Origin of the sequence: Blastomonas sp. CCH9-A1 (assembly GCF_001557175.1) — a bacterium.
Classification (GTDB): Bacteria; Pseudomonadota; Alphaproteobacteria; order Sphingomonadales; family Sphingomonadaceae; genus Blastomonas; species Blastomonas delafieldii_A.
Genome location: NZ_LSHM01000032.1, coordinates 191,181 through 217,134 on the forward strand (window position 1 = coordinate 191,181; position 25,954 = coordinate 217,134).

The following is a 25,954-nucleotide window of genomic DNA, read 5'->3' on the forward strand; positions in this document are numbered from 1 at the left end:
GCCCGGGCGCGCAAGCCGCCTGTGCCAATAATCGTGTGGACAAGGCCGGGGAGAGCAGAACCGGCGGGCTTTTTCCGCTTGCCCCGATGCACGGCATAGGGAAAGACGGGGGGATCATGTCCAACCCGCGCATCATCCATGTCGAGCTCGACGAGCAGACGATTCTGTGGCGCAATGCGGATATCGAGCAGGAACGGCGCATCGCCATTTTCGACCTGATCGAGGACAATTTCTTCAAGCCGCTCAAAGCCTATCCCGATGGCTATGCCGGACCCTTCCGGCTGCATCTGGCGGTGTTCGAGGGCAGGCTTGCCATCACCATCTCGCGCGAGGATGGCAGCCATCTGGAAACGCTGGTGCTGGCGCTGGGCCGCTTCCGCCGCCCGATCCGCGAATATTTCGCGATCTGCGACAGCTATTATCAGGCGATCCGCAAGGCGACGGCGCAGGAGATCGAGACGATCGACATGGCGCGGCGCGGGGTCCACAACGACGCGGCCGAGCTGCTGGTCGAGCGACTGCAGGACAAGATCGAGATCGATTTTCCCACCGCGCGCCGCCTGTTCACGCTGATCTGCGTGCTGCACATCAAGGGCTGACACGAGCGACATGCGCCCTTCGACCCTGAAACGCTGGACCATCGGCCTCGTCCTGCTCGCGCTGCTGCTGGCGGTGCTCGGCGGGCTGATCTGGGGCGGCATCACCGGATGGACCCCTTCGCGCAAGGATTACCCGGTGCAGGGCCTGTATGTCAGCGCCGCCGATGGCGACCTGGCCTGGCCGACACTGGCGACCATGGGCGCGGATTTTGCCTATGTGCGCGCGAGCGCGGGCGGGCGCCTGCGTGACCCGCGCTTTGCGGCGAACATCAAGGGCGCGCGCGCGGCGGGCATGCGCTATGGCGCGGTGCATGAGTTCAGCCTGTGCGCCAGTGAGGAATCGCAGGCGCAGCAGTTCATCACCACCGTTCCGCGCGATCCCGACATGCTGCCCCCCGTTGTCAGCCTGGAGCTGAGCGAAGCCTGCAAGACCCGACCTGATCGCGCCATGCTGCTGGGCGAGCTCAACACCCTGCTCAACCAGATCGAGAACCATGCGGGCAAGCCGGCGCTGCTGCGCATCGGCCAGGATTTCGAGGAGGAATATCAGGTCAGCGAGGGACTGGCCCGGACGGTCTGGCTGCTCGGAGACTTCGTGCCGCCAGATTATGCTGCCAAGCGCTGGGTGATGTGGCAATCGAGCAGCTTCTACCGGATCAACGGCGCGCCGCAGGGCGTGCGCTGGAATGTGGTGCGACCATGAGCGATGATGCGAGCAGGACCGAATTGCTGGAGGCAGCGCGCACAGCGGCGCTGACGGCCTACGCCCCCTATTCGGGCTTTCATGTCGGCGCAGCCTTCCGTTTTGCCGACGGCACGATCGTGACCGGCAGCAATTTCGAGAATGCGAGCTATGGTCTGGCCATCTGCGCCGAAACCAGCGCCGCGATCGCTGCCAACCTTCAGGGGCGGCGGAAAGGGCTGGTCGAGGTCGCGATCATGGGCGGGCCACTGGATGCCGATGGCCAGCTTGCGCCGGGTCCGCATCCGGTGACGCCCTGCGGCCGCTGCCGCCAGGTGATGAACGAGCTGGCGCAACTCGGCGGCACCGATCCGATCGTCTATTCGGGCCACGCGACGGGCGCGATCGAGCACCGGCTTTCGGTGCTCTTGCCAGCCGCGTTCGGCCCGGCCAATCTGGAATAAACTCTAACCACGACCGCTCAGCCAGCGTACGCGCAGAGCCTTCGACAGGCTCAGGCTGAGCGGGCCAGGAGAATAGCCGCATGTCCATCCTTTCCGACAAATGGATCCGCACCCAGGCGCAGGAACACGGCATGATCGAGCCGTTCGTGGAAGGCCAGCGGCGCGATGGCTGCATATCCTACGGTCTTTCCTCCTATGGCTATGACGCGCGCGTGGCGGACGAGTTCAAGATCTTCACAAACGTCAATTCCTCGGTGGTCGACCCCAAGGAATTCGATCCGGCGAGCTTTGTCGATCGCAAGACCGATGTCTGCATCATCCCGCCGAACAGCTTCGCGCTGGCACGCACGGTCGAGTATTTCCGTGTGCCGCGCGACGTGCTGGTCATCTGCCTCGGCAAATCGACCTATGCGCGCTGCGGCATCATCGTCAACGTCACCCCGCTCGAGCCGGGCTGGGAAGGCCATGTCACGCTCGAATTCAGCAACACCACGCCGCTGCCCGCCAAGATCTACGCCAACGAGGGCGCGTGTCAGTTCCTGTTCCTCCAGGGCAACGAACCGTGTGAGACAAGCTATGCCGACCGCGCGGGCAAATATATGGGCCAGCGCGGCGTGACATTGCCCCGGCTTTGACCCACAAGCACGCACCATAATATCACAGCAGGAGAGAGCCTCATGTCCGCACGCGATTCGCGCGAGTTCGACGTCATCGTCTATGGTGCCAGCGGCTTTACCGGGCGTCTGGTCGCCGAATATCTGCAGAACACCTACGGCCAGGGCGGCAGTGCCCCTAAATGGGCGGTCGCGGCGCGCTCTGCCGACAAGATGGCAGCAGTGCTTGCAGAGATGGACATGCCCGCCGACACCCCGATCGTCGTTGCCAATGCCGACGAGCCCGACACCATCGATGCCATGGCCAAGCGGACGAAGGTCGTGCTGACCACCGTTGGCCCGTACCAGCTCTATGGCGAGCCGCTGGTCGCCGCCTGCGCCGCCAATGGTACCGATTATGTCGATCTGTGCGGCGAGCCCGCCTGGATGCGCCAGATGATCGACAAATATGATGCGGCCGCGAAGGAAAGCGGCGCGCGGATCGTGTTCTCGACCGGCTTCGATTCGATCCCGTTCGATCTCGGCGTGCTGATGCTGCAGAAGGAGTGCGTCGCGAAGTTCGGCAAGCCCACGCCGCGGATCAAGGGCCGCGTGCGCGCGATGCAGGGCACGTTTTCGGGCGGTACCGCCGCCTCGCTCAAGGCGACCATGGCGGCGGTCGGGCGCAATCCCGAACTGCTCGGCTATCTTACCAACCCGTTCAGCCTGGCGGGCGGCTTCGAAGGCCCGGCCCAGCCCAAGGGCAACAAGCCCGAGCATGACGAGAAGCTCGGCAGCTGGGCCGCGCCGTTCATCATGGCGCCGATCAACACCAAGAATGTCCATCGCACCAATGCGCTGCTCGGCCACCCCTATGGGCAGGATTTCGTCTATGACGAGATGATGCTGACCGGCCCCGGCGAGAAGGGCGAGGCGATCGCCAAGCATATTGCCAGCACCGATATGATGGGCGGCGAAGGCGGCCCCAAGCCCGGCGAAGGCCCGAGCAAGGAGGAGCGCGAGAACGGTTTCTACGACGTGCTGTTCGTCGCCGAGATGCCCGATGGCCAGGTGCAGCTCTATGGCGTGAAGGGCGACAAGGACCCCGGGTACGGCTCTACCAGCAAGATGATCGCCGAAAGCGCGCTCGGGCTGATCGAGGACGTGCCCGAAGGCCCCGGCGGCATCACCACCCCTGGCGCGGTGCTGGGCGAGCAACTGGTCAAACGGCTGGTCGCCCGGGCCGGATTGAGCTTCGCGGCGGAGTGATCCTGATTCCCCCTCCCCGGCGGGAGGGGGAATGTTGCGCCATTGCGACACAGCGCAGGAATTGCTGCACTTGCGAACACAGGCCCATTGCACTTTGGGCCGATTGGCGCATATAGCAGCCGCACGGGGCGACGCACGATCACGACAAGAGAAGAAGCGGAAGCATCATGCTGAAGGCCTTGCTGCGCAGAAAGCCCAAACCGGCAGCGCCCATCGATACCGCCACCCTGCCCGACGGCCAGCGCGTCTATGCGATCGGCGACATCCATGGCCGGCGCGACCTGCTCGACCAGCTGCTCGACAAGATCGTCATGGACGACCGCATGCGCGGCCCTGCTGACACGCATATCGTGTTTTTGGGCGACCTGATGGATCGCGGTCCGGACAGCGCCGGGGTGATCGATCGCGCGATCGAACTGTCCGAAACGCTGGGCGACAATGTCCATTTCCTGATGGGCAATCACGAGGAAGTGTATCTCGCCGCCGCCGATGGCGACGAGAAGCTGGTGCGCTTCTTCTGCAAGATCGGCGGACGCGAAACGATCCTGAGCTATGACATCAGCCCACAGGAATATAATTCGCTGAGCATGGAAGAGCTGACCGAGCGGCTCACCACGCTGCTGCCCAAGCGGCATCTCGATTTCGTGCGCGGCTTCAAGGACCGGATCGTGATGGGCGATTATGCCTTTGTCCATGCCGGCATCCGTCCGGGCAAGTCGATCGAGGAGCAGCGCCCCAAGGACCTGCGCTGGATCCGCGAGGATTTCATCATGGACGAAACCCCGCACGACAAGCTGATCGTGCATGGCCACACTATCACCGACGATGTCGAGGAATGCTCCAACCGCATCGGCATCGATACCGGGGCCTATATGAGCGGCATGCTGACGGCTCTCTGCCTCGAAGGGCGCGAGCGCTGGTATCTCAAAACCGGCGGTTGACGCGCGGCCAAGGGCTTGCCCAAGCTCTTGCGCTGACAGGGGATTTGCGCCAGCTTGCGCGCATGCTCAAGATCGCAACCCTGGTCGCCGCCCTTTCCCTCTCCCTTTCCGTCACCCCCGCGCTCGCCGCGCCAGAGGCCGATCCCGGCCGCCTGCGCGCCGATGTCGAGAAGCTGGTGAGCTTCGGCACGCGCCACACATTGTCCTCGCCCGACCATCCCACGCGCGGCATCGGTGCGGCAAGGCGCTGGGCGGCAGCGGAATTCGCAAAGATAGGCAAGGCGTGCGGCGGCTGCATCACGGTCGAGCAGATCGACCGGCGCTTCACCGGCCCGCGCGCGCCCAATGGCGTCAATGTCGTCAACGTGCTGGGCGTGCAGGCCGGGACGGGCAATCCCGATGATGTCATCATCATTTCCGCGCATATCGACAGCCGCGTGTCGGACGTCGCCGATTTCACCAGCGACGCGCCTGGCGCGAACGACGACGGCTCAGGCGTGGCGCTGGTGCTCGAAGCCGCGCGTGCCCTGAGCAAGGAAAAGTTCGCGCCGACGATCATCTATGCCGTGCTCTCGGGCGAGGAACAGGGGCTGTGGGGCGGTCGGCTGATTGCCGAGACCGCACGGGCGCGCGGCTGGCAGGTGCGCGCTTTGCTCAACAACGATATCGTCGGCAATACCGAGGGTCAGGATGGCCGCAAGGTCGCCGACCGGGTGCGCGTGTTCAGCGAGGGCATCCGCGCATCGGAATCGGTGGTCGAAGCGATGGCGCGTCGCGGCAGCGGCGCGGAGGATGACGGCCCCTCGCGGGCGCTGATGCGCGCCGCACAGCGCGTCGGCAAGGCGCGCAGCGATCTGGGACTAGAGGTCTTCGGCGTCCGCCGCCCCGACCGCTTCTCGCGCGGCGGCGATCACCTTCCCGCGCTGGAACTGGGCTATCCGGCGATCCGCTTCACCGTCGGCGTCGAGAATTACGATCACCAGCATCAGGACATTCGCGAGGAAAACGGGCGCAAGTTCGGTGATACCATCGACGAGATGGACTTTCCCTATCTCGCGCGCGTTACCGCGCTCAACATCGCGGTCATCCGCGAACTCGCCAGCGCCCCGCCTGCGCCCGCCAGCGCGGTACTGGGCGGCGCGCTCAGCACCGACACCAAGGTGAGCTGGGCCGAGGTTCCGGGCGCGGCGCGCTACAAAGTCTATTGGCGCAGGGCCGATGCGCGCGACTGGGAACAGTCGCAGGAAACCACCGATACCAAGCTGACGCTGCCCGGCATCATCGTCGACGATTATTTCGCAGGCGTTGCTGCCGTGGCCGAAAATGGAGCCGAAAGCGCGATCACTTTTGCGGGACTACCCCCGCGCCCGTAACAATGTTATGTCTATTTGACAGCTTTCTGGTTAGGGATGGGCCATGAACGACTGTTCTTCCTGCATCGTGCGGAACCGCGCGATCTGTTCGAGCCTGACGCCCGACGAATTGCTGATCCTGGGCAAGATGGGTCGCCGCCAGAAGGTCAAGGCCGGACACACCCTGCTGTGGGAAGGCGATGACGCGCCCGTCGTCGCCAATGTGCTCGAGGGCGTGCTCAAGCTCGTCGTCGCCGCATCGGACGGGCGCGAGCAGATTGTCGGCATCGTCTTTCCGTCCGATTTCATCGGCCGTCCGTTCGGCAAGGAAAGCCCATACAGCGTTACCGCGATGACCGATGCCGAGGTCTGCATCTTCAACCGCAACGCGTTCGACGATTTCGCCAGCGAGCATCCCGACCTGCAGCAGAAGCTTCTCCGCCGCACGCTCGATGAGCTCGACCGCGCGCGCCACTGGATGATGCTGCTGGGCCGCAAGTCGGCAACCGAAAAGGTCGCATCGTTCCTGCTCGAAATGTCCGATCGCCTGTCGGGCCAGGGCTGCAATGCCGATGGATCGCTCAATGGGTTCGAGCTGCCCTTCGGCCGTCAGCAGATCGCCGACATATTGGGCCTGACGATCGAGACCACCAGCCGCCAACTCACCCGGATGAAGAGCGACGGGCTGCTCTCCCTGCCATCGCGCCGCGAGATCGTGATCCGAAACCGCGCCGCGATGGAAGAGATGGCGGGCTGAGTCACCCACCGCCGCTTCGTCAGAAACGGAAGCCGATACCGGCGCTGATCACCCAGGGGTCAAGCTCGTGCCGGGTGCGCAGCACCTCGACGCCATTGGCACGCCAGCTGGCCAGCGGGCGCAGGAAATAGCGCTTCACGTCGGCCGAGATGAACAGCCCCTTGTCGTTCACCGGAATGTCCACGCCCGCCTGCAGCGCCGCGCCGACGGTGTCGTTGATCTTCTGGCTGGTGGCGCCGAGCGCCCGCGTCGTCGCGCCCGGTTTTTCGTTGATAAAGATGAAATAGCTGGGACCCGCGCCGATATAGGGGCGGATGCCGCCGGCTTTGCCGAAATGATATTTCAGCGTGACCGTGGCGGGGACGATCTTGGCGTTCGAGACCAGCCCGGCCCCGGCGAGCGCGCCGCGCCCGTCGACGTCATGCTCGGTCACCCCGGCGATGGTTTCGACCGACAGCGAATCGGCGAGGAAATATTCGATCGCGACCGTGGGCACGAAATTGTCGTTCGCCTTGGTCTGGGTTCCGGCGGGCAGACCGATGCGGTCGACCTTGACGTCCTTGATCTTGCCATCGGGCGCGACGAGCGTGCCCAGAACCTTGAAATGCACTTCGCCCGCCTGTGCCATCGCCTGGCCGGGAAGGGCCAGCGCAGCTGCCGTTAGAGCCAGCGGGATAATCTTGGTGTTCATGATGATCACTCCTCCTTGAGTGACCGCTTCCCTGCCTTGGGCCTCGGTTCGTCGCATTGATGCGGCGCAAAATTTTCTTTGACCCGGATCAATGTCTTGGCCCGCCACTCGGGGCAAACCCCTGCGGAGGAAGCGCGGATTCTGCTGTGAAGCCGCGTGCACGGGGACAAGCGTTATGGATGGTTTGGTTTTGAAGGCCGGGGGCTGGCTGGGCCTTGCCCTGCTGGCATTGGCAATGGCGGTGATGGCCGTCGACACGCCCTATGCGGTGCACATGACGATCATGATGATCGCCGCGCTGCTGGCGCTCTGGTTCACCATGAGCCGTGCCGATTATGGCGCGATCGCGCGCGGGATCCTGAAGGCACCGGCCGATCAGGGGCAATATGACGACGATCCCATCCGCTGGGGTGTCATCGCGACATTGTTCTGGGGCACGGCGGGGCTCGCCGCCGGACTGTTCATCGCGCTGCAGCTTGCCTATCCCGCGCTCAACTTCAATCTGGAGTTCACGACCTTCGGGCGCTTGCGGCCACTGCATACCTCGGCGGTGATCTTCGCGTTCGGCGGCAATGCGCTGATCGCGACCAGCTTCTACGTCGTGCAGCGCACCTGCCGCGCGCGCCTGGCCTTCCCTGCCCTCGCCCGCTTCGTCTTCTGGGGATACCAGCTGTTCATCGTGCTCGCCGCCACGGGTTACCTCATGGGCGTGACCGAGGCGAAGGAATATGCCGAGCCCGAATGGTATGTCGATCTGTGGCTGACCATCGTCTGGCTCGCCTATTTGGCGGTGTTCGTCGGCACGATCGTCCGTCGGCGCGAACCGCATATCTATGTCGCCAACTGGTTCTATCTCAGCTTCATCATCACCATCGCGATGCTGCACGTGGTGAACAACCTGTCGCTGCCCGCCACCATCTTCGGATCGAAGAGCTATGCGGCCTTCGCGGGCGTGCAGGATGCGCTGACCCAGTGGTGGTACGGCCATAACGCCGTCGGCTTCTTCCTGACCGCCGGCTTCCTGGCGATGATGTATTACTTCGTGCCCAAGCAGGCCGAACGCCCGGTCTACAGCTATCGGCTGTCGATCATCCACTTCTGGTCGCTGATCTTCCTCTATATCTGGGCGGGTCCGCACCACCTCCACTATACCGCGCTGCCCGACTGGGCGCAGACCCTGGGCATGGTCTTTTCGATCATGCTGTGGATGCCGAGCTGGGGCGGCATGATCAACGGCCTGATGACGCTCAACGGCGCATGGGACAAGATCCGCACCGATCCCATCATCCGCATGATGGTCATGGCGCTCGCCTTTTACGGCATGAGCACCTTCGAAGGCCCGATGATGTCGATCAAGTCGGTCAACAGCCTGTCGCATTATACCGACTGGACCATCGGCCATGTGCACAGCGGTGCGCTCGGCTGGAACGGCATGATCACCTTTGCCTGCATGTACTATCTGGTCCCGCGGCTCTGGGGTCGTGAGCGCCTGTACTCGCTGCGGATGGTCAACTGGCACTTCTGGCTCGCGAGCGCCGGCATCGTCTTCTACGCCGCGTCGATGTGGGTCGCGGGCATCATGCAGGGCCTGATGTGGCGCGAATACGGAAGCGACGGATATCTGGTCTACAGCTTCGTCGAAACCGTCGCCGCGATGCACCCGATGTACCTGATGCGCGCCTTTGGCGGCCTGCTCTACCTCAGCGGCTTCATCATCATGATCGTCAACGTCTGGGCGACGCTGGCCGGCAAGGTCCGCGACGAGAAGCCGATGACCGAGACGCCGCACAATGCCGCCGCCGACCGCCCGCTGGTCGCCGTGCCCGCCGAATAAGGGAGCCGAGAAATGGCCGACAATATCGCCGAACCGCGCTTCAGCCACAAGAAGCTGGAACGCAACATCACCCTGCTGGGTCTGGGCGCGCTCGCCGCCGTCGTCGTCGGCGGCATCGTGGAGATCGCCCCGCTCTTCTGGATCGACAACACGATCGAGAAGGTCGAGGGGATGCGCCCCTATACCCCGCTCGAGCTGTCCGGACGCAACATCTACATGCGCGAGGGCTGCTATACCTGCCACAGCCAGATGATCCGCCCGTTCCGCGACGAGGTGGAACGCTATGGCCATTACAGCCTGGCGGCCGAGAGCATGTACGATCACCCGTTCCAATGGGGTCGAAGCGCACCGGTCCCGATCTGGCGCGTGTCGGCAAGCGCTATTCGGACGAATGGCACCGCGCGCACCTCGCCGATCCGCGCAGCGTGGTGCCGGAATCGATCATGCCGCCTTATGCGTTCCTCGCCGAGCGCGAGCTCGATGCGGGCGACATGAGCGATGATCTCACCGCTTTGTCGCGGGTGGGCGTGCCGTACAGCAAGGCCGCGATCGCCGCTGCCAATGCCGATCTGAAAGCGCAGGCCGACCCCAATGCGGATGGCGCCACCGAATTGCAGGCGCGCTATCCCAAGGCGCAGGTGCGCGATTTCGACGGCGATCCCTCGCGGATCACCGAGATGGATGCGCTGATCGCGTATCTGCAGATGCTGGGCACCTTGGTCGATGTCGAAAAGGCCGCGCCGCAGGACCAGGGCGATGCCCCTGCCCCCGCCAAGGTCGCCGCTGCAGCGCCCAAGGGAGCCAATCCATGACCTATGACGATCTGCGCCACTTTGCCGACAGCTGGGGCCTGCTCGCCATGACCGTGCTGTTCATCGGCCTGATCGCCTGGCCCTTCCGCAAGGGCGCGCGCCAGCACAACCACGACGCCGCCAACATGATCTTCAGGGAAGACGACAATGTCTGACAAGAGCCGCATCGACGAACCCACCGGCACCGCCACCGTCGGCCATGAATGGGACGGCATCGAAGAGCTGAACACCCCGCTGCCGCGCTGGTGGCTGTGGACCTTCTACGCGACCATCGCCTGGGCGGCGGTCTATGTCGTGCTGTTCCCGGCCTGGCCGATGGTCAACAGCGCCACGCGCGGCGTGCTCGAATGGTCGAGCCGCGGCGATCTCAAGGCTGAACTCGCTGCGCAGGACGCCAAGCGTGCACCGATCGCCAAGGCGATTGCCGCCACCTCGATCACCGATCTGCCGCGCAAGCACGAGCTGATGGAGGCCGCGATCCAGGGTGGCAGCGCCGCGTTCAAGGTGCATTGCGTGCAATGCCATGGTGCGGGCGGAGCGGGCGTGGTCGGCGCCTATCCCAGCCTGACCGATGACGACTGGCTGTGGGGCGGCGACTTGGCCGCAATCGAGACCACGCTGACCCACGGCATCCGCAACCCCGACCACACCGAGACGCGTTTCAACATGATGCCCGCCTTCGGCAAGGACGGGATTCTCGATACTGCCGCGATCAACGATCTGGTCGCCCACGTGCGTGTCATCAGCCGCCAGGAAAAGCCGAGCGCCGCCTCGGCGCGCGGAGCAGCCCTTTTCGAGGCGAATTGCGTCGCCTGTCACGGCCCGAACGGCGAGGGCATCCGCGAACTGGGTGGCCCGAAGCTTACCGATGCCGTCTGGCTCTATGGCGGCAGCCGCGAGGCGATCACGAAGACCATCTACGCCCCGCGCAATGGCGTGATGCCGCGCTGGAACGACAAGCTCGATGCGGTGACCATCAAGATGCTCAGCGCCTATGTCCATTCTTTGGGCGGCGGAGAGGACGCTCCCGCTCCTGTCCTCACCGCTCAGCCCAAAGGGGAGGCCGATAATGGCTAACCCCGACGCCCTTGCGAACGTCGAAGGCCCGCTCTACGCCGCGCGCAAGGGCGTCTACCCCAAGAAGGTGGACGGCACTTTCCGACGCCTGAAATGGCTGATCATGGCCGTGACCCTGGCCATCTACTACGGCACGCCGTGGATCCGCTGGGATCGCGGCCCCTATGCGCCCGATCAGGCGGTGCTGATCGATCTGGCGAACCGGCGCTTCTACATGTTCCAGATCGAAATCTGGCCGCACGAATTCTATTATGTCGCGGGCCTGCTGATCATGGCGGGCATCGGCCTGTTCCTGGTCACCAGCGCAGTCGGCCGGGCCTGGTGCGGCTATGCCTGCCCGCAGACGGTGTGGACCGACCTGTTCCAGCATGTCGACCGGCTGATCGACGGCGATCGCAACGCGCAGATCCGGCTCGCCAATGGCCCCTGGACGCTGGAGAAGATCGGAAAGCGCGCGCTCAAATACGGCCTCTATCTCGCCATCGCCTTCTGGACCGGCGGCGCGTGGATCATGTATTTCGCCGATGCGCCGACGTTGACCCGCGAATTCTGGACCGGCGAGGCGGCCTATGTCGCCTATGCCACGGTCGGCGTGCTGACCATGACGACCTTCGTGCTCGGCGGCTTCATGCGCGAACAGGTGTGCATCTACATGTGCCCGTGGCCGCGCATTCAGACCGCGATGATGGACGAAAAATCGCTGCTGGTGACCTACAAGGACTGGCGCGGCGAACCGCGCGGAAGCCTGAAAAAGGCGCTCGCGCATCCGGGCAGCATCGGCGATTGCGTAGACTGCAACCAGTGCGTCGCGGTCTGCCCGACCGGCATCGATATCCGCACCGGGCCGCAGATCGGCTGCATCACCTGCGCGCTGTGCATCGATGCCTGCGACACGGTGATGGCGCAGGTCGGCCGTCCGCGCGGGCTGATCGACTATTGCGCGCTCGACGATGTCGCGGTGGAACGCGCCGGCGGCACTGCGCAGCCCGTGCTCAAGACGCTGCTGCGTCCGCGGCTGATGGTCTATCTCGCCATCTGGTGCACGATCGGCCTCGCGATGCTGTTCACGCTCGGCCAGCGCACCCGGCTGGACCTGGCCGTGCAGCACGAGCGCAGCCCGCTCTATGTCCAGCTGTCCGACGGCATGATCCGCAACAACTACACGCTCAAGCTGCGCAACATGGAAGCCCGCCCGCGCAAGGTGGCGATCACCGTCAGCGGGCTGCCCGGGGCGCAGCTCTGGACCGAGACCGGATCGCGCGAAAAGGCAAGCCAGCGGGTCGAGATGACCATCTCGCCCGACAGCGTCACTCGCGTCCGCCTGTTCGTCGCGGCACCCGCCAAGGGGCCGGCGCGCCAGGACTTCACCATCGCGACGCAAGGCCGGGACGGCGACCCGCGCGGCGATAGCGACACCATCCAGTTCGACCGTCCGGAGGCCCAGTAATGACCATGCGTACCGCCCCTCGCCCGTTCACCGGCTGGCACATGACCGGCATCCTGGTGGGCTTCTTCGCGATCGTGATGGCGGTGAACTTCGCCATGGCCCGGTTCGCGCTGTCGAGCTTCGGCGGCACGGTGGTCGACAACAGCTATGTCGCCAGCCAGCACTATAACGAACTGCTCGCCAAGGCTGAGGCGCAGGACCGACTCGGCTGGCAGCCCTCGGTCTGGCTCGACCGTACCCGGCATGTCCGCGTGACGCTGGCGCATGAGGACGCGAAGCTTCCGATCGAAAGCGCCAAGGCGATGATCCACCACCCGCTCGGCCGTCTGCCGTCGCAGGCGCTGGTGATGGTCGGTGACGGCCAGGGCGGCATGATCTCGACCCGAATGCTGCCGCAGGGCCGCTGGCGGATCGAGCTCGCCATGGCCCATGGCGGCGACGAGGCACGCTATCGGAGGGACCTCAAGTGAACGTGATGACCTGTCTCTCGCCCGAAACGGCGCTGATCGAACGCGACTTTGCCGTGCCCGATATCCGCTGCGCCGGGTGCATCTCCAAGCTCGAACAGGGCCTGGTGCGCGATGCCCGGATCAAAGCCGCGCGCGTCAACTTCACCGAAAAGCGCGTGCACCTGGCGCATACCGCCGATGCCGAGATGCCCGATCTGCTCGGTGCGTTCACCTCATTGGGCTTCGAGGCGCACCCGATCGGCGAGGGCCCGAAGGACCTGGATGGCGAAGCGGCCAGCAGCAAGGAGCTGGTCCGCGCGGTCGCGGTCTCGGGCTTCGCCATGATGAACATCATGCTGCTCTCGGTCTCGGTCTGGTCGGGCGCGACCGGGGTGACGCGCGACCTGTTCCACTGGCTCTCGGCACTGATTGCCCTGCCGACCATCGCCTATGCCGGACGACCCTTCTTCCGCTCGGCCTGGCGCGCGCTGCGGCACGGGCACACCAACATGGACGTGCCGATCAGCATCGGCGTGACGCTCGCCACCGCGCTGAGCCTCTACGAGACCGCGACGCACGGCGCGCATGCCTATTTTGACAGCGCCGTCATGCTGCTGTTCTTCCTGCTGTGCGGGCGCTGGCTCGACAGCGTGATGCGCGACCGCGCGCGCGGCGGCGTCACGGCGCTGCTCCGCAACATGGGCACCGGCGCAATGGTCGTCGGCGCAGATGGCAATACGCATTGGACCGACGCAACGGCCCTGCAGCCCGGCATGGTGATGCTGGTCGCAGCGGGCGAACGGTTGGCAGCCGACGGCGTGATCGTGCAGGGCCGCACCCGGATCGACCTGTCGCTGCTCACCGGCGAAAGCGCGCCTCAGGATGCCGATCTCGACGATCCGGTGCACGCCGGTACGCTCAATATCGACGCGCCGGTGCGCGTGCGCGTGACCGCCGCCGGAACCGATACCGCGATCGCCGATATCGCCCGGCTGATGGGTGAAGCCTCGCAAGGCAAGTCGCGCTATGTCCGCATCGCCGACCGCGCCGCGCGGCTCTATGCTCCTGCGGTGCACGGGCTGGCGCTCACCGCCTTTGCCGGATGGGTGGTCGCGGGTGCAGGCTGGCACGAGGCGCTGCTGATCGCGGTGGCGGTGCTGATCATCACCTGCCCCTGCGCGCTCGGCCTCGCCGTGCCCGCGGCGCAGATCGTGGCAGCAGGGGCGCTGATGAAGCGCGGGGTGCTGATCAAGGACGGCTCCGCACTCGAGCGCATGGCCGAGATCGACCGCGCACTGATCGACAAGACCGGCACGCTGACGCTCGGGCGCCCCGTCGCGAGCAATCTGGGCGAGATCGCGCCGCAGCATTACCCGTTGCTGCTGGCGCTGGCGCAGATGAGCCGCCATCCCTTGAGCGCCGCGCTCAACCGCGACCTGACCGCGCAGGGCGTGCACGCCGCGCAGATCGACGAAGTTCAGGAAACGCCCGGTTTCGGCGTCGCCGCGCTGTGGCAGGGCCAGCCGGTCACGCTGGGCAGGCCGCAAGGTCCGGAAGCGGGCAGCGAACTGGCGAGCGAGCTTAGCATCGATGGGCATCCCGTTGCGCTGGTACGCTTTGCCGACGCGCTGCGCCCCGATGCTGTAGAGGCCATCGCCGCCTTGAAGGCTGAGAGTGTCGATGCGATGATTCTCTCGGGCGACCGTACCGAGGCCGTAGCGCCGGTTGCGCGTACTTTGGGCCTTACCGCGATGACCGGGCTCAGCCCGCAGGACAAGCTCGCCGCCATCGCACGGAGCAGCGGCGCGGGCCACAAGGTGCTGATGATCGGCGACGGCCTGAACGATGGTCCTGCGCTCGCCGCCGGCCACGCCTCGATGGCGCCCGGATCGGCCAGCGATGTCGGCAAGAACGCCTCGGACTGCATCTTCATGGGCGACAGGCTAATGCCCGTGGTCGATACGATCCGCATGGCACGCCGCACCCAGGCCATCGTTCGCCAGAATTTCGCGCTGGCGATCGGATACAATGTCATCGCGGTGCCGCTGGCCTTTGCCGGACTGGTCACGCCGCTGGTCGCGGCGATCGCCATGTCGGGCTCATCGCTGATCGTCGTCGGCAATGCGCTGCGCCTCAAGGGAGCTTTGAAATGAACGGCCTGCTGTTGCTGATCCCCATCGCGCTGTCGCTCGGGCTGCTCGGCCTGGGGGCGTTCTTCTGGTCCGTCCAGGGCGGTCAGTATGACGACATGGATGGCGCTGCCGTGCGCATTCTGGTTGACGACGATGCTGATGCCGGAAAGGCCCTGCCATGAACGCGTTGCGCCGTCCCGGCGGACTTCCCGCCCTTTGCGCGCTCATTATCGCCATCGCGATGATCAACGCCCCGCTTGCCCGTGCGCAGGTTCGGGTGCTGGTCATGGAAAATTGCAATGGCGGGACGACGACGATCGTCATTCCCGAACGCGACGACGGCCTGCCGAAAAAGCAAGGCGATTGCTCCAAGGCCTGCCATGCGATGACCGACCGCCGGACCAAGGGGCTTGCAGGCAAATCCGGTTCGCACTGCTGAGGCGCGGGCAGCGATGCAAGGGCGGTGACTGTCGGCCACCGCCCTGACCATCTGTCTCGTCAGGCAAGCGTGCCGCTGCGCGCGCCGGTGGAATTGTAGCCGCCTGCGCCGAACAGGATATCGCGCACATGCACCGGGGAGACGCCTGCGGAATCGGCATCGACCGAAACGAAGATGCCGCCTTGGGTCATGCGCTCTTCATAGAAGCGCGCTTCGTCCTCATCCACGCCATGGCTAGTAAGCACACCTAGCAGACCGCCAGCTGCAGCCCCGACCACGGTTCCGGTCACTGCCGCGCCGCCGACCGCTGCCTCCGCAATCGCGCCAGCTGCAATGAAGGGCCCGACGCCGGGAATGGCGAGCGCGGCAATGCCGAACAGCGCACCAAGTCCTGCGCCTGCGGCCGCTGTGCCGAGCACATCGCGCGTTGTTTCTTCTCCGGCCCCATCGGTCGTAGTGGCCTTGCCATTGTCCGATCTGGCGACAATCGAGATCGCGCTATCCGGCACGCCCGCGGTGCGGAGCTGTTCGACCGCTTGTCCGGCTTGGCGCTCGTTGTCGAAAATGGCAGATACAAAACTGTTATGCATGGGGTTTCTCCTGTGTCACCCGGCCCGACAGGAAGCATACGAGGCGACGCACAGGACCGTTCCCCGCCTGGCACGGGTCGCGAGCGCACGAGAACTGTCTGGGTTCTCGCGCAAATTACATCCGATGCGGAGGTAATTTGCGCCGATCAGCGCTTTTCTGCGGGTTTGCGGCCATGTCCCGGCAAATTTTACAAATCCAATTTGACGGGCGCGCCGTTAACCCAATTCTGAAGATATTAACCATTTCGATTGGAGGTTTGCGTCAACCGGAGGATCAGGCAATGTGGGCCGCGACCAGGCGACAAAAATATTGATACACAATGATTTTTGGCCTGCTGTAGCAAGCCTGTCCCGGATCTGCAATCGTTGCCCGCACCGTTATCGCGATCCGTTTGTGTCAATCTTTCTTTACGCCACACCCCCCTGAAATAGGGGGTGATCGGTCCAGATCTGCTGCGGAAAAGGGCCGTTGTTAACCAATGCTTGAACTGTCCAGTCGTACGGGAGGCTACCCCCCAAAACAGGGGGGTCGAAGCTTAATGCAGCCGGCGTTCGCAATCGTTTGTGCGTGCTCCGGGTCGCCAATGAAAGGAGCGCGGACGATGGATCTGAAAAAGGCAACACTTATCGGGTCCGGCGTCATCTTCTCCACGGTCGCTGTCGCGGCGCTCTATGTCGGCACGACGTTGAGCACGATCAGCGTCGGCGGCCCGGTCGTTGCCGCAAACCAGCAGGCATCGGATCTGGTCGCCGATATCCTGCCGCCGCCCGTCTATATTCTGGAATCCTATCTGGAAGCGCGCCTGGCGATGGTCGAGCCGCGCGCGATGCGGCGCCATGCCGAGCGACTGGCAAAACTGCAGGGCGAATATGAGACCCGCCAGGCGCACTGGACCGCCTCGACCCTGCCCGATCCGCTCAAGGCGCAGCTGACCAGGGTCGATGCGCCCGCGCAACAGTTCTTTGCAGAGGTTGAAGGTCGCTTTCTCCCGAGCCTGAAGCGCGGCGACATGGCGGCGGCATCGGCGAGCATCGATGCCCTGGGCCGCGCCTATGCCGCACATCGCCGCGAGATCGACGAGCTGGTCGAGCAGACGTCCGCCTATCAGGCTGAAACGCGCGAAGCCGGCGCGGCTCAGGCCAGCTTTGCGTATTGGAGCATGGCGCTGGCGGGGCTCATCCTTGCTCTGGTGCTCGCAGCAGCCAATGGGCTGCTGTCGCGCTATGCGATCACCCCGCTCAAATCGGTCGCCGATGCCATGCGGCGGATGGCTGGCGGCGATCTCGAGGCGCGGGCCGAGGTCGACAAGCCGGTCGACGAGATTGCCGACATGATCGCCGCGATCGAGGTCTTCCGCGAAGCCTCGCGGTCGCGGCTTGCCGCCGAGCAGAAACAGGCGTTTATCGTCCGCGAGCTGACCGGCGGGCTGGACGCGCTCGCTGCCAAGCAGCTGACCCGTCGCATCGACACGCGTTTCCCCGACGAATATGAAGCGCTGCGCACCAGCTTCAACCAGACCATGGCAGAGCTGGCCGAGGTCCTGAGCCATAGCGTGGCATCGGCAGGCCATGTGCTGAACGGCGCGGCGGAGATCCGCTCCGCCTCGAACGATCTCGCCCGGCGCACCGAGCAGCAGGCCGCCAATCTGGAGGAAAGTGCGGCCGCGATGCGTGAGGTCACCGAGATGGTGCACCAGACCGCGCGCAACGCGACCGATGTCGGTCGCGACATTTCCGAAGCGCATGCGAGCGCCGCCGATGGCGGCAAGGTGGTCGCCCGCGCAGTAGCGGCGATGGACAGCATCCAGAAATCGGCGAGCCAGATCACCAGCATCATCGACGTGATCGACGGCATCGCCTTCCAGACCAACCTGCTCGCGCTCAACGCCGGGGTCGAGGCGGCGCGCGCGGGCGAGGCGGGCAAGGGCTTCGCCGTGGTCGCCAACGAGGTGCGCGCGCTCGCCCAGCGCTCCGCCGACGCAGCGCATGACATCAAGGACCTGATCACCACGTCGCACCAGTCGGTGGCCGAAGGCGTGGCGCTGGTCGACGAGACCGGCGCGGTGCTCCTGCAGATCGGCGAGCGCGTGGCGAGGATCAACGCGCGCATTGCCGATATCGCGGACTCCGCACAGATGCAGGCGGTGCGGTTGCAGCAGGTCAATCTGGCGGTCGGCGACATGGACAAGATGACACAGCAGAATGCCGCCATGGTCGAACAGTCCAACGCTGCCGCGCGCAGCCTGGCCGATGAAGCGAGCGAACTGGCGGCGCTGGTCGAAGCCTTCGAAACCGGTCGGCCACAGGTTGCAGCGGTCAATACGCAAAGGCGCGCCGCTCCTCGCCTGCCGGTAATTTCAGGCAATCTTGCCCTCAAGTCCGATGATGGCGACTGGGCGGAATTCTGAAACGGCCGGAGACAGGCCGGAGGTAACGCTTCGATCCAGGATCAGTTCTATTCATTGTTACTCAAGCATAATTCGGCATTAACCATAAATTCAGCGCTTTGCGCGACCCTGCTGCTCATTCGCTATTCCAGACGGCCTTGTGCGAAGGCCGACACCCATCTCACGGGTCTCGATTGACGCGGGGACCGGGCGATCTGGCTGGCGCGAAAGGGCAGGACAGATGCAGATCGGCAAGGCCACGCTGGCAGGCACCGGCGTCATTTTCGCAACCCTGGCAGCGACCGCGCTATTCGTCGGCGCGGCGATGGCGACGATCAGCGTCGGCGGCCCGATCTCTAACGACAACCAGCAGGCGTCCGATCTCGTCGCCGATATCCTGCCGCCGCCCGTCTATATCCTCGAATCCTATCTCGAAGCGCGGCTCGCGATGGCCGAGCCTCAGCGGCTCGATCATCATGCGGCACGGCTCCAGAAGCTGCATGGCGAGTTCGACGCCAGGCAACGGCACTGGGCCGCATCCACCCTGCCCGATGACCTGAAGGCCCAGGTGCACAAGGTCGATGCGCCTGCCCGCCGCTTCTATACCGAGCTCGAACAGTATTTCCTGCCCAGCCTGAAACGCGGCGACGAGGCGGCAGCGCGGCAGAGCATCGCCCGGCTTGCCGCCGCCTATGCCGTTCACCGGCGCGAGATAGACCGGCTGGTCGAGCAGACCTCCGTCTATCAGGCCGCGACCCGGCAGACCGGCGACAGCTATGTCACCATGGCTTTTGTCGCGATGGCGGTGGCGGGGCTCGTCCTGCTGCTGGTGCTGGCCGCCGCCAATCTGCTGCTGCGGCGTCACCTGGTCGATCCGTTGAAGGCCGTGTCCCGGGTCATGTGGCGCATGGCCGAGGGCGATCTCAAGGCCGAAGCGGGGCTCGACAAGCCGATGGATGAAATCGCCGATATGATGCGCGCGATCGAGGTCTTCCGCAAATCCTCGCAGGCCTGTCTTGCCGCCGACGTCCAGGCGGGCGTGGTGCGCGAGCTGACCCTGGGTCTCGAGGCGCTCGCCAGTCGCAACCTCGCCTATCGTATCACCGCCGCCTTCCCGCCCGAGTTCGAACCGCTGCGGGTCAGCTTCAACAGCGCGACGGAGACGCTGTGCGCGGTGGTCACCCGCACCGCCGCTTCGGCGGGCAATGTGCTCAATGGCTCTGCCGAAATCCGCTCGGCCTCGGGTGATCTGGCGCAGCGTACCGAGCAGCAGGCGGCAAATATCGAAGAAAGCGCGGCGGCGATGCGCGAGGTCACCGGCATGGTGCAGCAAACCGCGAAGAACGCGTTCGAGGTCGGCCAGCAGGTCTCCGACGCGCATGGCAGCGCAACCGAGGGCGGCATCGTCGTCACCCGAGCAGTCGAGGCGATGGGGCATATCCAGAAATCCTCGAGCGAGATCACCAGCATCATCGACGTGATCGACGGCATTGCCTTCCAGACCAATCTGCTCGCGCTGAATGCCGGGGTCGAAGCCGCGCGTGCGGGCGAATCAGGCAAGGGCTTCGCCGTGGTCGCCAACGAGGTCCGCGCGCTTGCGCAGCGTTCCGCCGATGCCGCCAGTGACATCAAGGCGCTGATCGGGGCGTCGCACGCATCGGTGGCCGAAGGCGTGGCGCTGGTCGACGAGACCGGTACCGTGCTGATGCGGATCGGCGAACGTGTCGCCGCGATCAACGACCGCATCGCAGAGATCGCCGATTCCGCCCAGGCCCAGGCGCTGCGCCTGCAGCAGGTCAATCAGGCGGTCAGCGACATGGACAAGATGACGCAGCAGAATGCCGCGATGGTCGAGCAGTCCAACGCCGCCGCCCGCAGCCTGGCCGACGAGGCCAACGACCTTGCCCGTATGGTCGAAGGCTTCGACACCGGCCAGCGCACAAGCCAGCCGCCCACGCGCCAGGCCCGCCCCAAGCATCGGCCCGCGCCGGTGGCCGGCAATCTGGCGCTGAAGGCCGATCCCGACGATGAGAGCTGGTCGAGCTTCTGAGCGAATTCCACGCACTGTGAAGGTCTTTCAGGGAACTTTGACCTCCATCAATGTTGCCTCGCATGAAGCGGCATAATCTGCGGGCATGTGGACATATCACCCCGATCTGCTCAGCCGCCCCGTGCCGCGCTATACGAGCTATCCCACCGCGGCCGATTTCGGCGAGAATGTGGGGGCTCAGCATTATATGCGCGCGCTCGATGCGGTGGAATCGGGGGCCCCTCTCTCGCTCTATGTCCACATACCCTATTGCGAGCAGATCTGCTGGTATTGCGGCTGCAATACCGGCGCGGCGAACCGCAAGCATCGGCTGACCGATTATCTGACCGCCTTGCGCGCCGAGATCGCGATGGTCGCCAAAAGGCTCGGCGGGCGTGGACGCGTGCAGCATATCGCCTTTGGCGGGGGCAGCCCCAATGCCATCGCGCCGGTCGAGTTCGTACGCCTGCTCGACCGGATCATGACGGTGTTCGACTGCTCGCGCCCCGAGGTGTCGATCGAGATCGATCCGCGCAACTTCACCTCGGAATGGGCGCTGGTGCTCGCCTCGTCGCGGGTCAGCCGGGTAAGCATGGGGGTGCAGACCTTCGCGCCGCACATCCAGGCCGCGATCGGCCGCATCCAGCCGCTCGACCATATCGAGACGGCAATGACCAGCCTGCGGATGCGCGGCATCGATGCGATCAATTTCGATCTGATGTACGGCCTGCCCGGCCAGCATCTCGATGATCTCGACGCGACGCTGCAGCAGACGATCCGCCTCGCGCCCAGCCGGATCGCATTGTTCGGCTATGCGCATCTGCCCGACATGATCCCGCGGCAGAAGCGGATCGATGCGCGCGATCTGCCCGATGACCGCGAGCGGTTCGAGCAGGCGGCCTATGGCTATCTGACGCTCACCCAGGCGGGCTATGTGCCGGTGGGATTCGACCATTTCGCGCTGCCGCATGATCCGCTCGCCATTGCCGCACGCGAGAACCGCGTGAACCGCAATTTCCAGGGCTTCACGCACGATGGTGCCTCGACGCTGCTGGGCTTCGGTGCCAGCGCGATCAGCATCTTTCCCGATCTGATCGTGCAGAACGAGAAGAATGCGGGCCCCTATCGCAAGCTGGTGGGCGAAGGCCGGCTGACGCCGACGCGCGGTGTCGCGCTCAATGCCGACGATATCCGCCGCGGCGATATCATCAATGCGCTGCTCTGCCGGGGCCGCGCGAGCCTGAACGACGAGTTCCTCCCTACTGCCCGCGCCGTGCTGACCGAGTTCGAACGGCGCGGGCTCCTTTTCTGGGAGGATCATGAGCTGGTGCTGGCCCAGGGTTCGGAACCTTATGCGCGGGTGATCGCCGCGCAGTTCGATGGCTTTCGCGGGCAAATTCATCCGCATGGCGGAGCCCAGCGCTTGCATTCCGCTGCGCCAGCCTGTTGAGCTTGGCCCCTTGAGACAGCAGGCCCGCGAATCAGCGGGGACCGGCGGCAAAGGGGGTCTGGCCATGACGGAATCGCAAGCGGCATCGAACTATGCGGGCGTGTTCGGCAACCGCATCGGCTTCGGCCAGCGCCCTGCCCTGCTGCTGATCGATTTCGTCCAGGCCTATTTCGATCCGGAATGTCCGCTCTATGCCGCCGTCGAGGATGCTCTGGCGAGCGCGATCCGGGTGCGCGATGCTGCACGTGCGGCGGACATCCCGATCATCTACACCAATGTCGTCTATCACCCCAGCATGGTCGATGGCGGCCGCTTCAAGCAGAAGACGCCGCTGCTCGCGGTGTTCAAGGCAGGATCACTGATGGGCGCCTGGCCGCAGGGGTTGGAGCCGAACGCCGACGAGCTGGTGATCTCCAAACAATATCCGAGCGCGTTTTTCGGCACGTCGCTCGCCGCGACGCTCACCGCGATGGGCGTCGATACGGTGCTGCTCACGGGCCTGTCGACCAGCGGCTGCGTGCGCGCGACCTGTGTCGATACCTCAAGCCACGGCTTCATCCCGATCGTCATCGCCGATGCCTGTGGCGACCGCCACCAGGCGCCGCACGAGGCGAACCTGTTCGACATGGACGCGAAATATGCCGATGTCGTGCGCGAGGCCGAGGCGCTCGACTATCTGGCAGGGTTGAAAGGCTGAACGAAGTTACGGCTGCCTGTCCCTTTCCGTCACCCCCGCGAAGGCGGGGGTCCCGCTTGTACGCAAGGTACAGAAAGAAGCGGGATTCCCGCTTTCGCGGGAATGACGGAGCAACAGGGCTGGATCAGATCGCGCCGGCGGCCTTCAGATTGTCGATCGTCTGCTGGTCCATGCCGAGCAATGTCCCATAGATCTCGTCATTATGCTCGCCGATGCTCTGCGGCGCGAGGCTGCGGATTCCGCTCGGCGTATCGGACAGCTTTGGGAAGCTGTTCTGCATCGCGAACTTGCCCCAGCGCGGGCTGTCGACCTCGACCAACGCCTCGCGCGCCTTGAAATGCTCGTCCTCGAGCATGTCCGCCGCACCGTAGATCCTGCCTGCGGGCACGCTGTACTCGATCATCAACGCCTCGACTTCGGCGACGGTCAGCGTCCTCGTCCAGGCCTCGATCAGATCATCGAGCTCCTTCTGGTTCTGCCCGCGCGCGACATGGCTGACATAGCGCGGATCGGTTGCGAGCTCGGGCCGCCCCATCGCCTGGCATAGCCGCGCGAAGACAGCGTCCTGATTGGCACCGATCAGATATTCGCCGTCGCTGCACTGATACACGTTGCTGGGCGCAATGCCTTCGAGGATCGATCCCGTGCGCTTGCGGACATGACCGCTGACCATGTACTCGGGCACCAGGCTTTCCATCACCTGCAGCACCGCCTCATAGAGCGCGCTGTCGACGACCTGACCCTTGCCGGTGCGTGTCCGCGCGTGAAGCGCGGCGAGCGCGCCCATGCAGCCATAGGTCGCCGCCAGGCTGTCGCCGATCGACACACCCATGCGGCTGGGCGGACGATCGGGATCGCCGACGATCGCGCGCCAGCCGCCCATCGCCTCGCCGATGCCGCCAAAGCCTGCGCGCGACGAATAAGGCCCGGTCTGACCATAGCCCGAGACGCGCACAATGATCAGGCGCGGGTTGATCGCGTGCAGCGCATCAGGGCCCAGACCCCATTTCTCGATCGTGCCGGGCTTGAAATTCTCGATCAGGATATCGGCATGCGCGGCGAGCTTGCGCACGACCTCCTGACCTTCGGCGACACGCAGATTGGCGGTCACTGACTTCTTGTTGCGCGAGACGACCTCCCACCACAATTTGTGCTCGCCATGGCCCCAGTTGCGCATGGGGTCGCCGCCGCCTTTTCCATCGATGGCCGGGGGTTCGACCTTGATCACTTCCGCGCCCATGTCGCCGAGCAACTGGCCGCAGAACGGGCCTGCGATCAACTGCCCCAGTTCGACGACACGAATGCCGGCCAATGCCCCCCGGTTTTCCTGGCTCATCTCATCCGTCCCTTATTCTGCAGCAATGGCGTAATTGGCCCAGCGCGGCTGGATCGGCGCGGGCAGCCCGGTTTCGGCCTCGCAATTGGCGCGCAAGGTCTCGATGCCAGGCCCGTAATCGAACAGCGGCAGATCGCCGCGACCGGCACGGATCTCCGCCCGCAGAGCCTCGGTTGCGGCCGGATCGACCACGCCTTCGCCATCGGCGACCACGCCATAGGCTTTGGCCCCGACAGGCGTGACCAGACCCTGGCGGATTTCCTTGCCTACCAGCTCGGGATCGCGCTCGAGCGGGTCACCCCAGCCGCCGCCGCCCCAGGTGATGAAGTGCAGGACATCGCCCGCTTCGATCGCGACGTCCTCCACCTTGTTGCCGACGATGGTTTGCGTGCCATCGGGCTTTTCCAGAATCTTGCGCGCGCGAGCGCCCGGCTTGCCGCCATTGACGCCCCAGGGCGGCACGAACCAGCGATCGTCATGAATGGCGATGACGCCCGGCTCGAGGAAACGATAGGTCATGACGATGCCATTGCCGCCGCGATGCAGCCCCGCGCCGCCCGAGTCCGCGACGGTCTCATAGCGTTCGATGACCAGCGGGAAATAGCGCTCGAGAAACTCGTTGGGCACGTTGGTGAAGCCCGGCCAGAGCGAATGGCCGTCGGGCCCGTCGCCCATCGGACGGCCCGGAATGCCGCCAAAGCCGATCTGGAACAGCTGGAACCAGTCGCCCTTCTTGTCTGTCCCCGCATAGAACAGGTGCGGGCTGGACGAGAAGCCGGCGGCGTTGAGGAATTCGGGCGTCTTCTGCCCCAGCAGCCCGCCCAGGATGTCGAAGATGCGGCCCAGCGCATGGGTGCGGCCCGAAAGCGCGGCGGGATAGCGCGGCTTCAGCAGCGATCCTTCCGGAATGCGCACCTCGATCAGATCGTAGAACCCGTCGTTGAACAGGATCTGGGGATCGAAGACCATGATCATGTAAATGCCGAAGAACATCTTGAACATGTTCTCGTTGAGCAGGAAATTGATCGAGGCCTGGCTCTGCGGGTCGGTGCCGTCGAAATCGAGAATGACGGTATCGCCCTCGCGCCACATCGTGCATTTCAGCTTGTACGGGCCATAACCCATGCCGTCGTCGCAGATATAATCCTCGAAGCTGACCGGCTCCTCGCTGATCGCCTGGGTAAGCAGCGTCTTCATCGCGCGGTGGTTGCGCGCGAGCAGCTCCTGCGTGGCCGAGACATAGGTGTCGACGCCGAACCGCTCGCTCATCTCGATCACGCGGCGCGCGGCGACGCGGCATGAGGCGATCAGTGCGTTCAAGTCCGCCGCGCACCAGGCGGGCGTTCGGCTCTGGTGCAGCACCAGCTTGACCAGATCCTCGTTATAGACGCCCTTCTTCCAGATCTTGACCGGCGGAATGCGCACGCCCTCCTGGAAAATGTTGGTCGCATCGATCGGCATAGACCCTGGCACCTTGCCGCCAATGTCGCTCTGGTGACCGAACATCGCCGTATAGGCGAGCAGGCGGCCATCCTTGAACACCGGCAGCAGCACCAGCCAGTCGTTGCAATGGCTGATCGCGCCGCCGACCGAATAGGGGTCGGACAGGAAGATCATGTCGCCGTCCTCGAGCGTGCCGTCATAGCCCTCGAGAAAGCCGCCGATAAAGCTGCCGAACTGGCCGACGATCATCCGCCCTTCATGGTCGGCGATCAGCGGAAAGGCATCGCCCTGCTCGCGGATACCCGGCGACATGGCGGTGCGCACCAGGGTTGCGTCCATCTCGATGCGCGCATTGCGCAGGGCGTTTTCGATGATGTCGAGCGTGACCGGATCGATCGCCTTTTTCTCGAACGGGGCGGTGTTGGTCTGGATGATGGTTGCGGGCATTAGAGCATCTCCAAATGCCCCTCTCCCCTTGCGGGAG

General features: G+C 64.8%; 24 protein-coding genes and 1 pseudogene. 21 read left to right on the top strand and 4 right to left on the bottom strand.

The annotated features are described in order from the left end of the window. Nucleotides 1-116 precede the first annotated feature (116 nt). The 8 genes from AX725_RS10655 to AX725_RS10690 all read left to right on the top strand — a co-directional run bounded on the left by AX725_RS10655 (nt 117) and on the right by AX725_RS10690 (nt 6,657). Nucleotides 117-599 (top strand): UPF0262 family protein, encoded by a 483-nt coding sequence (locus AX725_RS10655; protein ID WP_060980007.1) that lies wholly within the window; start codon nt 117-119, stop codon nt 597-599. Between the two features lie 10 nt (nt 600-609). Then, the gene (locus AX725_RS10660) at nt 610-1,302 is read left to right on the top strand and encodes a glycoside hydrolase family 25 protein (protein ID WP_060980008.1); all 693 of its coding nucleotides are present in this window, start codon (nt 610-612) and stop codon (nt 1,300-1,302) included. Next, nucleotides 1,281-1,745 carry a cytidine deaminase gene (locus AX725_RS10665; protein ID WP_331710223.1) on the top strand — a complete coding sequence of 155 codons (465 nt, stop codon included), beginning with the start codon at nt 1,281-1,283 and terminating at the stop codon, nt 1,743-1,745. Before AX725_RS10660 ends, AX725_RS10665 begins: the two co-directional genes overlap by 22 nt. An 80-nt stretch (nt 1,746-1,825) precedes the next feature. Beyond that, nucleotides 1,826-2,380 carry a dCTP deaminase gene (gene dcd / locus AX725_RS10670; RefSeq protein WP_060980010.1) on the top strand — a complete coding sequence of 185 codons (555 nt, stop codon included), beginning with the start codon at nt 1,826-1,828 and terminating at the stop codon, nt 2,378-2,380. Nucleotides 2,381-2,422: 42 nt separating this feature from the next. After that, nucleotides 2,423-3,607 (top strand): saccharopine dehydrogenase family protein, encoded by a 1,185-nt coding sequence (locus tag AX725_RS10675; RefSeq protein WP_066114967.1) that lies wholly within the window; start codon nt 2,423-2,425, stop codon nt 3,605-3,607. 167 nt (nt 3,608-3,774) lie between these two features. Next, nucleotides 3,775-4,548 (top strand): metallophosphoesterase family protein, encoded by a 774-nt coding sequence (locus AX725_RS10680; protein ID WP_060980012.1) that lies wholly within the window; start codon nt 3,775-3,777, stop codon nt 4,546-4,548. A 62-nt stretch (nt 4,549-4,610) separates the two neighbouring features. After that, on the top strand, nt 4,611-5,921 hold the full coding sequence (locus AX725_RS10685) for a M20/M25/M40 family metallo-hydrolase (RefSeq protein WP_060980026.1): 1,311 nt from the start codon (nt 4,611-4,613) through the stop codon (nt 5,919-5,921). Nucleotides 5,922-5,964: 43 nt separating this feature from the next. Beyond that, a complete protein-coding gene (locus tag AX725_RS10690; protein WP_060980013.1) occupies nt 5,965-6,657 on the top strand; it encodes a Crp/Fnr family transcriptional regulator in 693 nt (230 codons plus the stop codon). 19 nt (nt 6,658-6,676) lie between these two features. Here the strand turns inward: AX725_RS10690 and AX725_RS10695 are convergent, their stop codons facing one another. Beyond that, the gene (locus tag AX725_RS10695) at nt 6,677-7,348 is read right to left on the bottom strand and encodes an OmpW/AlkL family protein (protein WP_060980027.1); all 672 of its coding nucleotides are present in this window, start codon (nt 7,346-7,348) and stop codon (nt 6,677-6,679) included. A 175-nt stretch (nt 7,349-7,523) separates the two neighbouring features. On the opposite strand from AX725_RS10695, the gene ccoN reads away from it, so the two are divergent. The 9 genes and pseudogenes from ccoN to AX725_RS10740 all read left to right on the top strand — a co-directional run bounded on the left by ccoN (nt 7,524) and on the right by AX725_RS10740 (nt 15,538). Further along, on the top strand, nt 7,524-9,182 hold the full coding sequence (gene ccoN, locus AX725_RS10700) for a cytochrome-c oxidase, cbb3-type subunit I (protein ID WP_060980014.1): 1,659 nt from the start codon (nt 7,524-7,526) through the stop codon (nt 9,180-9,182). 12 nt (nt 9,183-9,194) lie between these two features. Then, nucleotides 9,195-9,994: pseudogene (gene ccoO, locus AX725_RS10705) on the top strand (cytochrome-c oxidase, cbb3-type subunit II). Next, the gene (locus AX725_RS10710) at nt 9,991-10,149 is read left to right on the top strand and encodes a cbb3-type cytochrome c oxidase subunit 3 (protein ID WP_060980016.1); all 159 of its coding nucleotides are present in this window, start codon (nt 9,991-9,993) and stop codon (nt 10,147-10,149) included. Before ccoO ends, AX725_RS10710 begins: the two are co-directional and overlap by 4 nt. Then, complete coding sequence (ccoP, locus tag AX725_RS10715) at nt 10,142-11,071, top strand: cytochrome-c oxidase, cbb3-type subunit III (RefSeq protein ID WP_060980017.1); 930 nt, start codon at nt 10,142-10,144, stop codon at nt 11,069-11,071. The genes AX725_RS10710 and ccoP overlap by 8 nt, the downstream gene beginning before the upstream one ends. Next, nucleotides 11,064-12,518: a cytochrome c oxidase accessory protein CcoG gene (gene ccoG / locus AX725_RS10720; RefSeq protein ID WP_060980018.1), complete on the top strand. Its 1,455-nt coding sequence runs from the start codon at nt 11,064-11,066 to the stop codon at nt 12,516-12,518. Before ccoP ends, ccoG begins: the two co-directional genes overlap by 8 nt. Next, the gene (locus AX725_RS10725; protein WP_208598098.1) at nt 12,518-12,988 is read left to right on the top strand and encodes a FixH family protein; all 471 of its coding nucleotides are present in this window, start codon (nt 12,518-12,520) and stop codon (nt 12,986-12,988) included. Before ccoG ends, AX725_RS10725 begins: the two co-directional genes overlap by 1 nt. Nucleotides 12,989-12,993: 5 nt before the next feature. Beyond that, nucleotides 12,994-15,120, top strand: a complete 2,127-nt coding sequence (locus AX725_RS10730) for a heavy metal translocating P-type ATPase (RefSeq protein WP_066114982.1) — start codon at nt 12,994-12,996, stop codon at nt 15,118-15,120. After that, a complete protein-coding gene (gene ccoS / locus AX725_RS10735; protein ID WP_060980019.1) occupies nt 15,117-15,281 on the top strand; it encodes a cbb3-type cytochrome oxidase assembly protein CcoS in 165 nt (54 codons plus the stop codon). The genes AX725_RS10730 and ccoS overlap by 4 nt, the downstream gene beginning before the upstream one ends. Beyond that, on the top strand, nt 15,278-15,538 hold the full coding sequence (locus tag AX725_RS10740) for a hypothetical protein (protein WP_060980020.1): 261 nt from the start codon (nt 15,278-15,280) through the stop codon (nt 15,536-15,538). Before ccoS ends, AX725_RS10740 begins: the two co-directional genes overlap by 4 nt. Nucleotides 15,539-15,597: 59 nt before the next feature. On the opposite strand, the gene AX725_RS10745 is transcribed toward AX725_RS10740, so the two are convergent. After that, a complete protein-coding gene (locus AX725_RS10745; protein ID WP_060980021.1) occupies nt 15,598-16,128 on the bottom strand; it encodes a hypothetical protein in 531 nt (176 codons plus the stop codon). Between the two features lie 602 nt (nt 16,129-16,730). Here AX725_RS10745 and AX725_RS10750 point away from each other — a divergent pair. The 4 genes from AX725_RS10750 to AX725_RS10765 all read left to right on the top strand — a co-directional run bounded on the left by AX725_RS10750 (nt 16,731) and on the right by AX725_RS10765 (nt 22,691). After that, entirely contained in the window at nt 16,731-18,536 is a 1,806-nt protein-coding gene (locus tag AX725_RS10750; protein WP_066044238.1) for a methyl-accepting chemotaxis protein, read from the top strand. Between the two features lie 220 nt (nt 18,537-18,756). Then, nucleotides 18,757-20,565: a methyl-accepting chemotaxis protein gene (locus AX725_RS10755; RefSeq protein WP_066044239.1), complete on the top strand. Its 1,809-nt coding sequence runs from the start codon at nt 18,757-18,759 to the stop codon at nt 20,563-20,565. Between the two features lie 85 nt (nt 20,566-20,650). Next, nucleotides 20,651-21,994 (top strand): oxygen-independent coproporphyrinogen III oxidase, encoded by a 1,344-nt coding sequence (gene hemN, locus AX725_RS10760; protein ID WP_060978928.1) that lies wholly within the window; start codon nt 20,651-20,653, stop codon nt 21,992-21,994. A 64-nt stretch (nt 21,995-22,058) separates the two neighbouring features. Next, nucleotides 22,059-22,691, top strand: coding sequence for an isochorismatase family protein (locus tag AX725_RS10765; RefSeq protein WP_060978929.1), 633 nt, complete (start codon nt 22,059-22,061; stop codon nt 22,689-22,691). Nucleotides 22,692-22,815: 124 nt separating this feature from the next. On the opposite strand, the gene AX725_RS10770 is transcribed toward AX725_RS10765, so the two are convergent. Then, nucleotides 22,816-24,027, bottom strand: a complete 1,212-nt coding sequence (locus AX725_RS10770; protein ID WP_060978930.1) for a CaiB/BaiF CoA transferase family protein — start codon at nt 24,025-24,027, stop codon at nt 22,816-22,818. A 12-nt stretch (nt 24,028-24,039) separates the two neighbouring features. Further along, a complete protein-coding gene (locus tag AX725_RS10775) occupies nt 24,040-25,917 on the bottom strand; it encodes a hydantoinase B/oxoprolinase family protein (protein ID WP_060978931.1) in 1,878 nt (625 codons plus the stop codon). Nucleotides 25,918-25,954 lie beyond the last annotated feature (37 nt).

Bases quoted from the DNA above. Each gene is read 5' to 3' on its own strand.
- ccoG (WP_060980018.1), top strand. From the start codon at position 11,064: ATGGCTAACCCCGACGCCCTTGCGAACGTCGAAGGCCCGCTCTACGCC.
- AX725_RS10690 (WP_060980013.1), top strand. From the start codon at position 5,965: ATGAACGACTGTTCTTCCTGCATCGTGCGGAACCGCGCGATCTGTTCG.
- AX725_RS10770 (WP_060978930.1), bottom strand. From the start codon at position 24,027: ATGAGCCAGGAAAACCGGGGGGCATTGGCCGGCATTCGTGTCGTCGAA.
- AX725_RS10755 (WP_066044239.1), top strand. From the start codon at position 18,757: ATGCAGATCGGCAAGGCCACGCTGGCAGGCACCGGCGTCATTTTCGCA.
- AX725_RS10745 (WP_060980021.1), bottom strand. From the start codon at position 16,128: ATGCATAACAGTTTTGTATCTGCCATTTTCGACAACGAGCGCCAAGCC.
- AX725_RS10710 (WP_060980016.1), top strand. From the start codon at position 9,991: ATGACCTATGACGATCTGCGCCACTTTGCCGACAGCTGGGGCCTGCTC.
- AX725_RS10765 (WP_060978929.1), top strand. From the start codon at position 22,059: ATGACGGAATCGCAAGCGGCATCGAACTATGCGGGCGTGTTCGGCAAC.
- AX725_RS10685 (WP_060980026.1), top strand. From the start codon at position 4,611: ATGCTCAAGATCGCAACCCTGGTCGCCGCCCTTTCCCTCTCCCTTTCC.
- ccoP (WP_060980017.1), top strand. From the start codon at position 10,142: ATGTCTGACAAGAGCCGCATCGACGAACCCACCGGCACCGCCACCGTC.
- AX725_RS10725 (WP_208598098.1), top strand. From the start codon at position 12,518: ATGACCATGCGTACCGCCCCTCGCCCGTTCACCGGCTGGCACATGACC.
- AX725_RS10730 (WP_066114982.1), top strand. From the start codon at position 12,994: ATGACCTGTCTCTCGCCCGAAACGGCGCTGATCGAACGCGACTTTGCC.
- hemN (WP_060978928.1), top strand. From the start codon at position 20,651: ATGTGGACATATCACCCCGATCTGCTCAGCCGCCCCGTGCCGCGCTAT.
- dcd (WP_060980010.1), top strand. From the start codon at position 1,826: ATGTCCATCCTTTCCGACAAATGGATCCGCACCCAGGCGCAGGAACAC.
- AX725_RS10740 (WP_060980020.1), top strand. From the start codon at position 15,278: ATGAACGCGTTGCGCCGTCCCGGCGGACTTCCCGCCCTTTGCGCGCTC.
- ccoN (WP_060980014.1), top strand. From the start codon at position 7,524: ATGGATGGTTTGGTTTTGAAGGCCGGGGGCTGGCTGGGCCTTGCCCTG.
- AX725_RS10680 (WP_060980012.1), top strand. From the start codon at position 3,775: ATGCTGAAGGCCTTGCTGCGCAGAAAGCCCAAACCGGCAGCGCCCATC.
- AX725_RS10675 (WP_066114967.1), top strand. From the start codon at position 2,423: ATGTCCGCACGCGATTCGCGCGAGTTCGACGTCATCGTCTATGGTGCC.
- ccoS (WP_060980019.1), top strand. From the start codon at position 15,117: ATGAACGGCCTGCTGTTGCTGATCCCCATCGCGCTGTCGCTCGGGCTG.
- AX725_RS10655 (WP_060980007.1), top strand. From the start codon at position 117: ATGTCCAACCCGCGCATCATCCATGTCGAGCTCGACGAGCAGACGATT.
- AX725_RS10660 (WP_060980008.1), top strand. From the start codon at position 610: ATGCGCCCTTCGACCCTGAAACGCTGGACCATCGGCCTCGTCCTGCTC.
- AX725_RS10750 (WP_066044238.1), top strand. From the start codon at position 16,731: ATGGATCTGAAAAAGGCAACACTTATCGGGTCCGGCGTCATCTTCTCC.
- AX725_RS10775 (WP_060978931.1), bottom strand. From the start codon at position 25,917: ATGCCCGCAACCATCATCCAGACCAACACCGCCCCGTTCGAGAAAAAG.
- AX725_RS10695 (WP_060980027.1), bottom strand. From the start codon at position 7,348: ATGAACACCAAGATTATCCCGCTGGCTCTAACGGCAGCTGCGCTGGCC.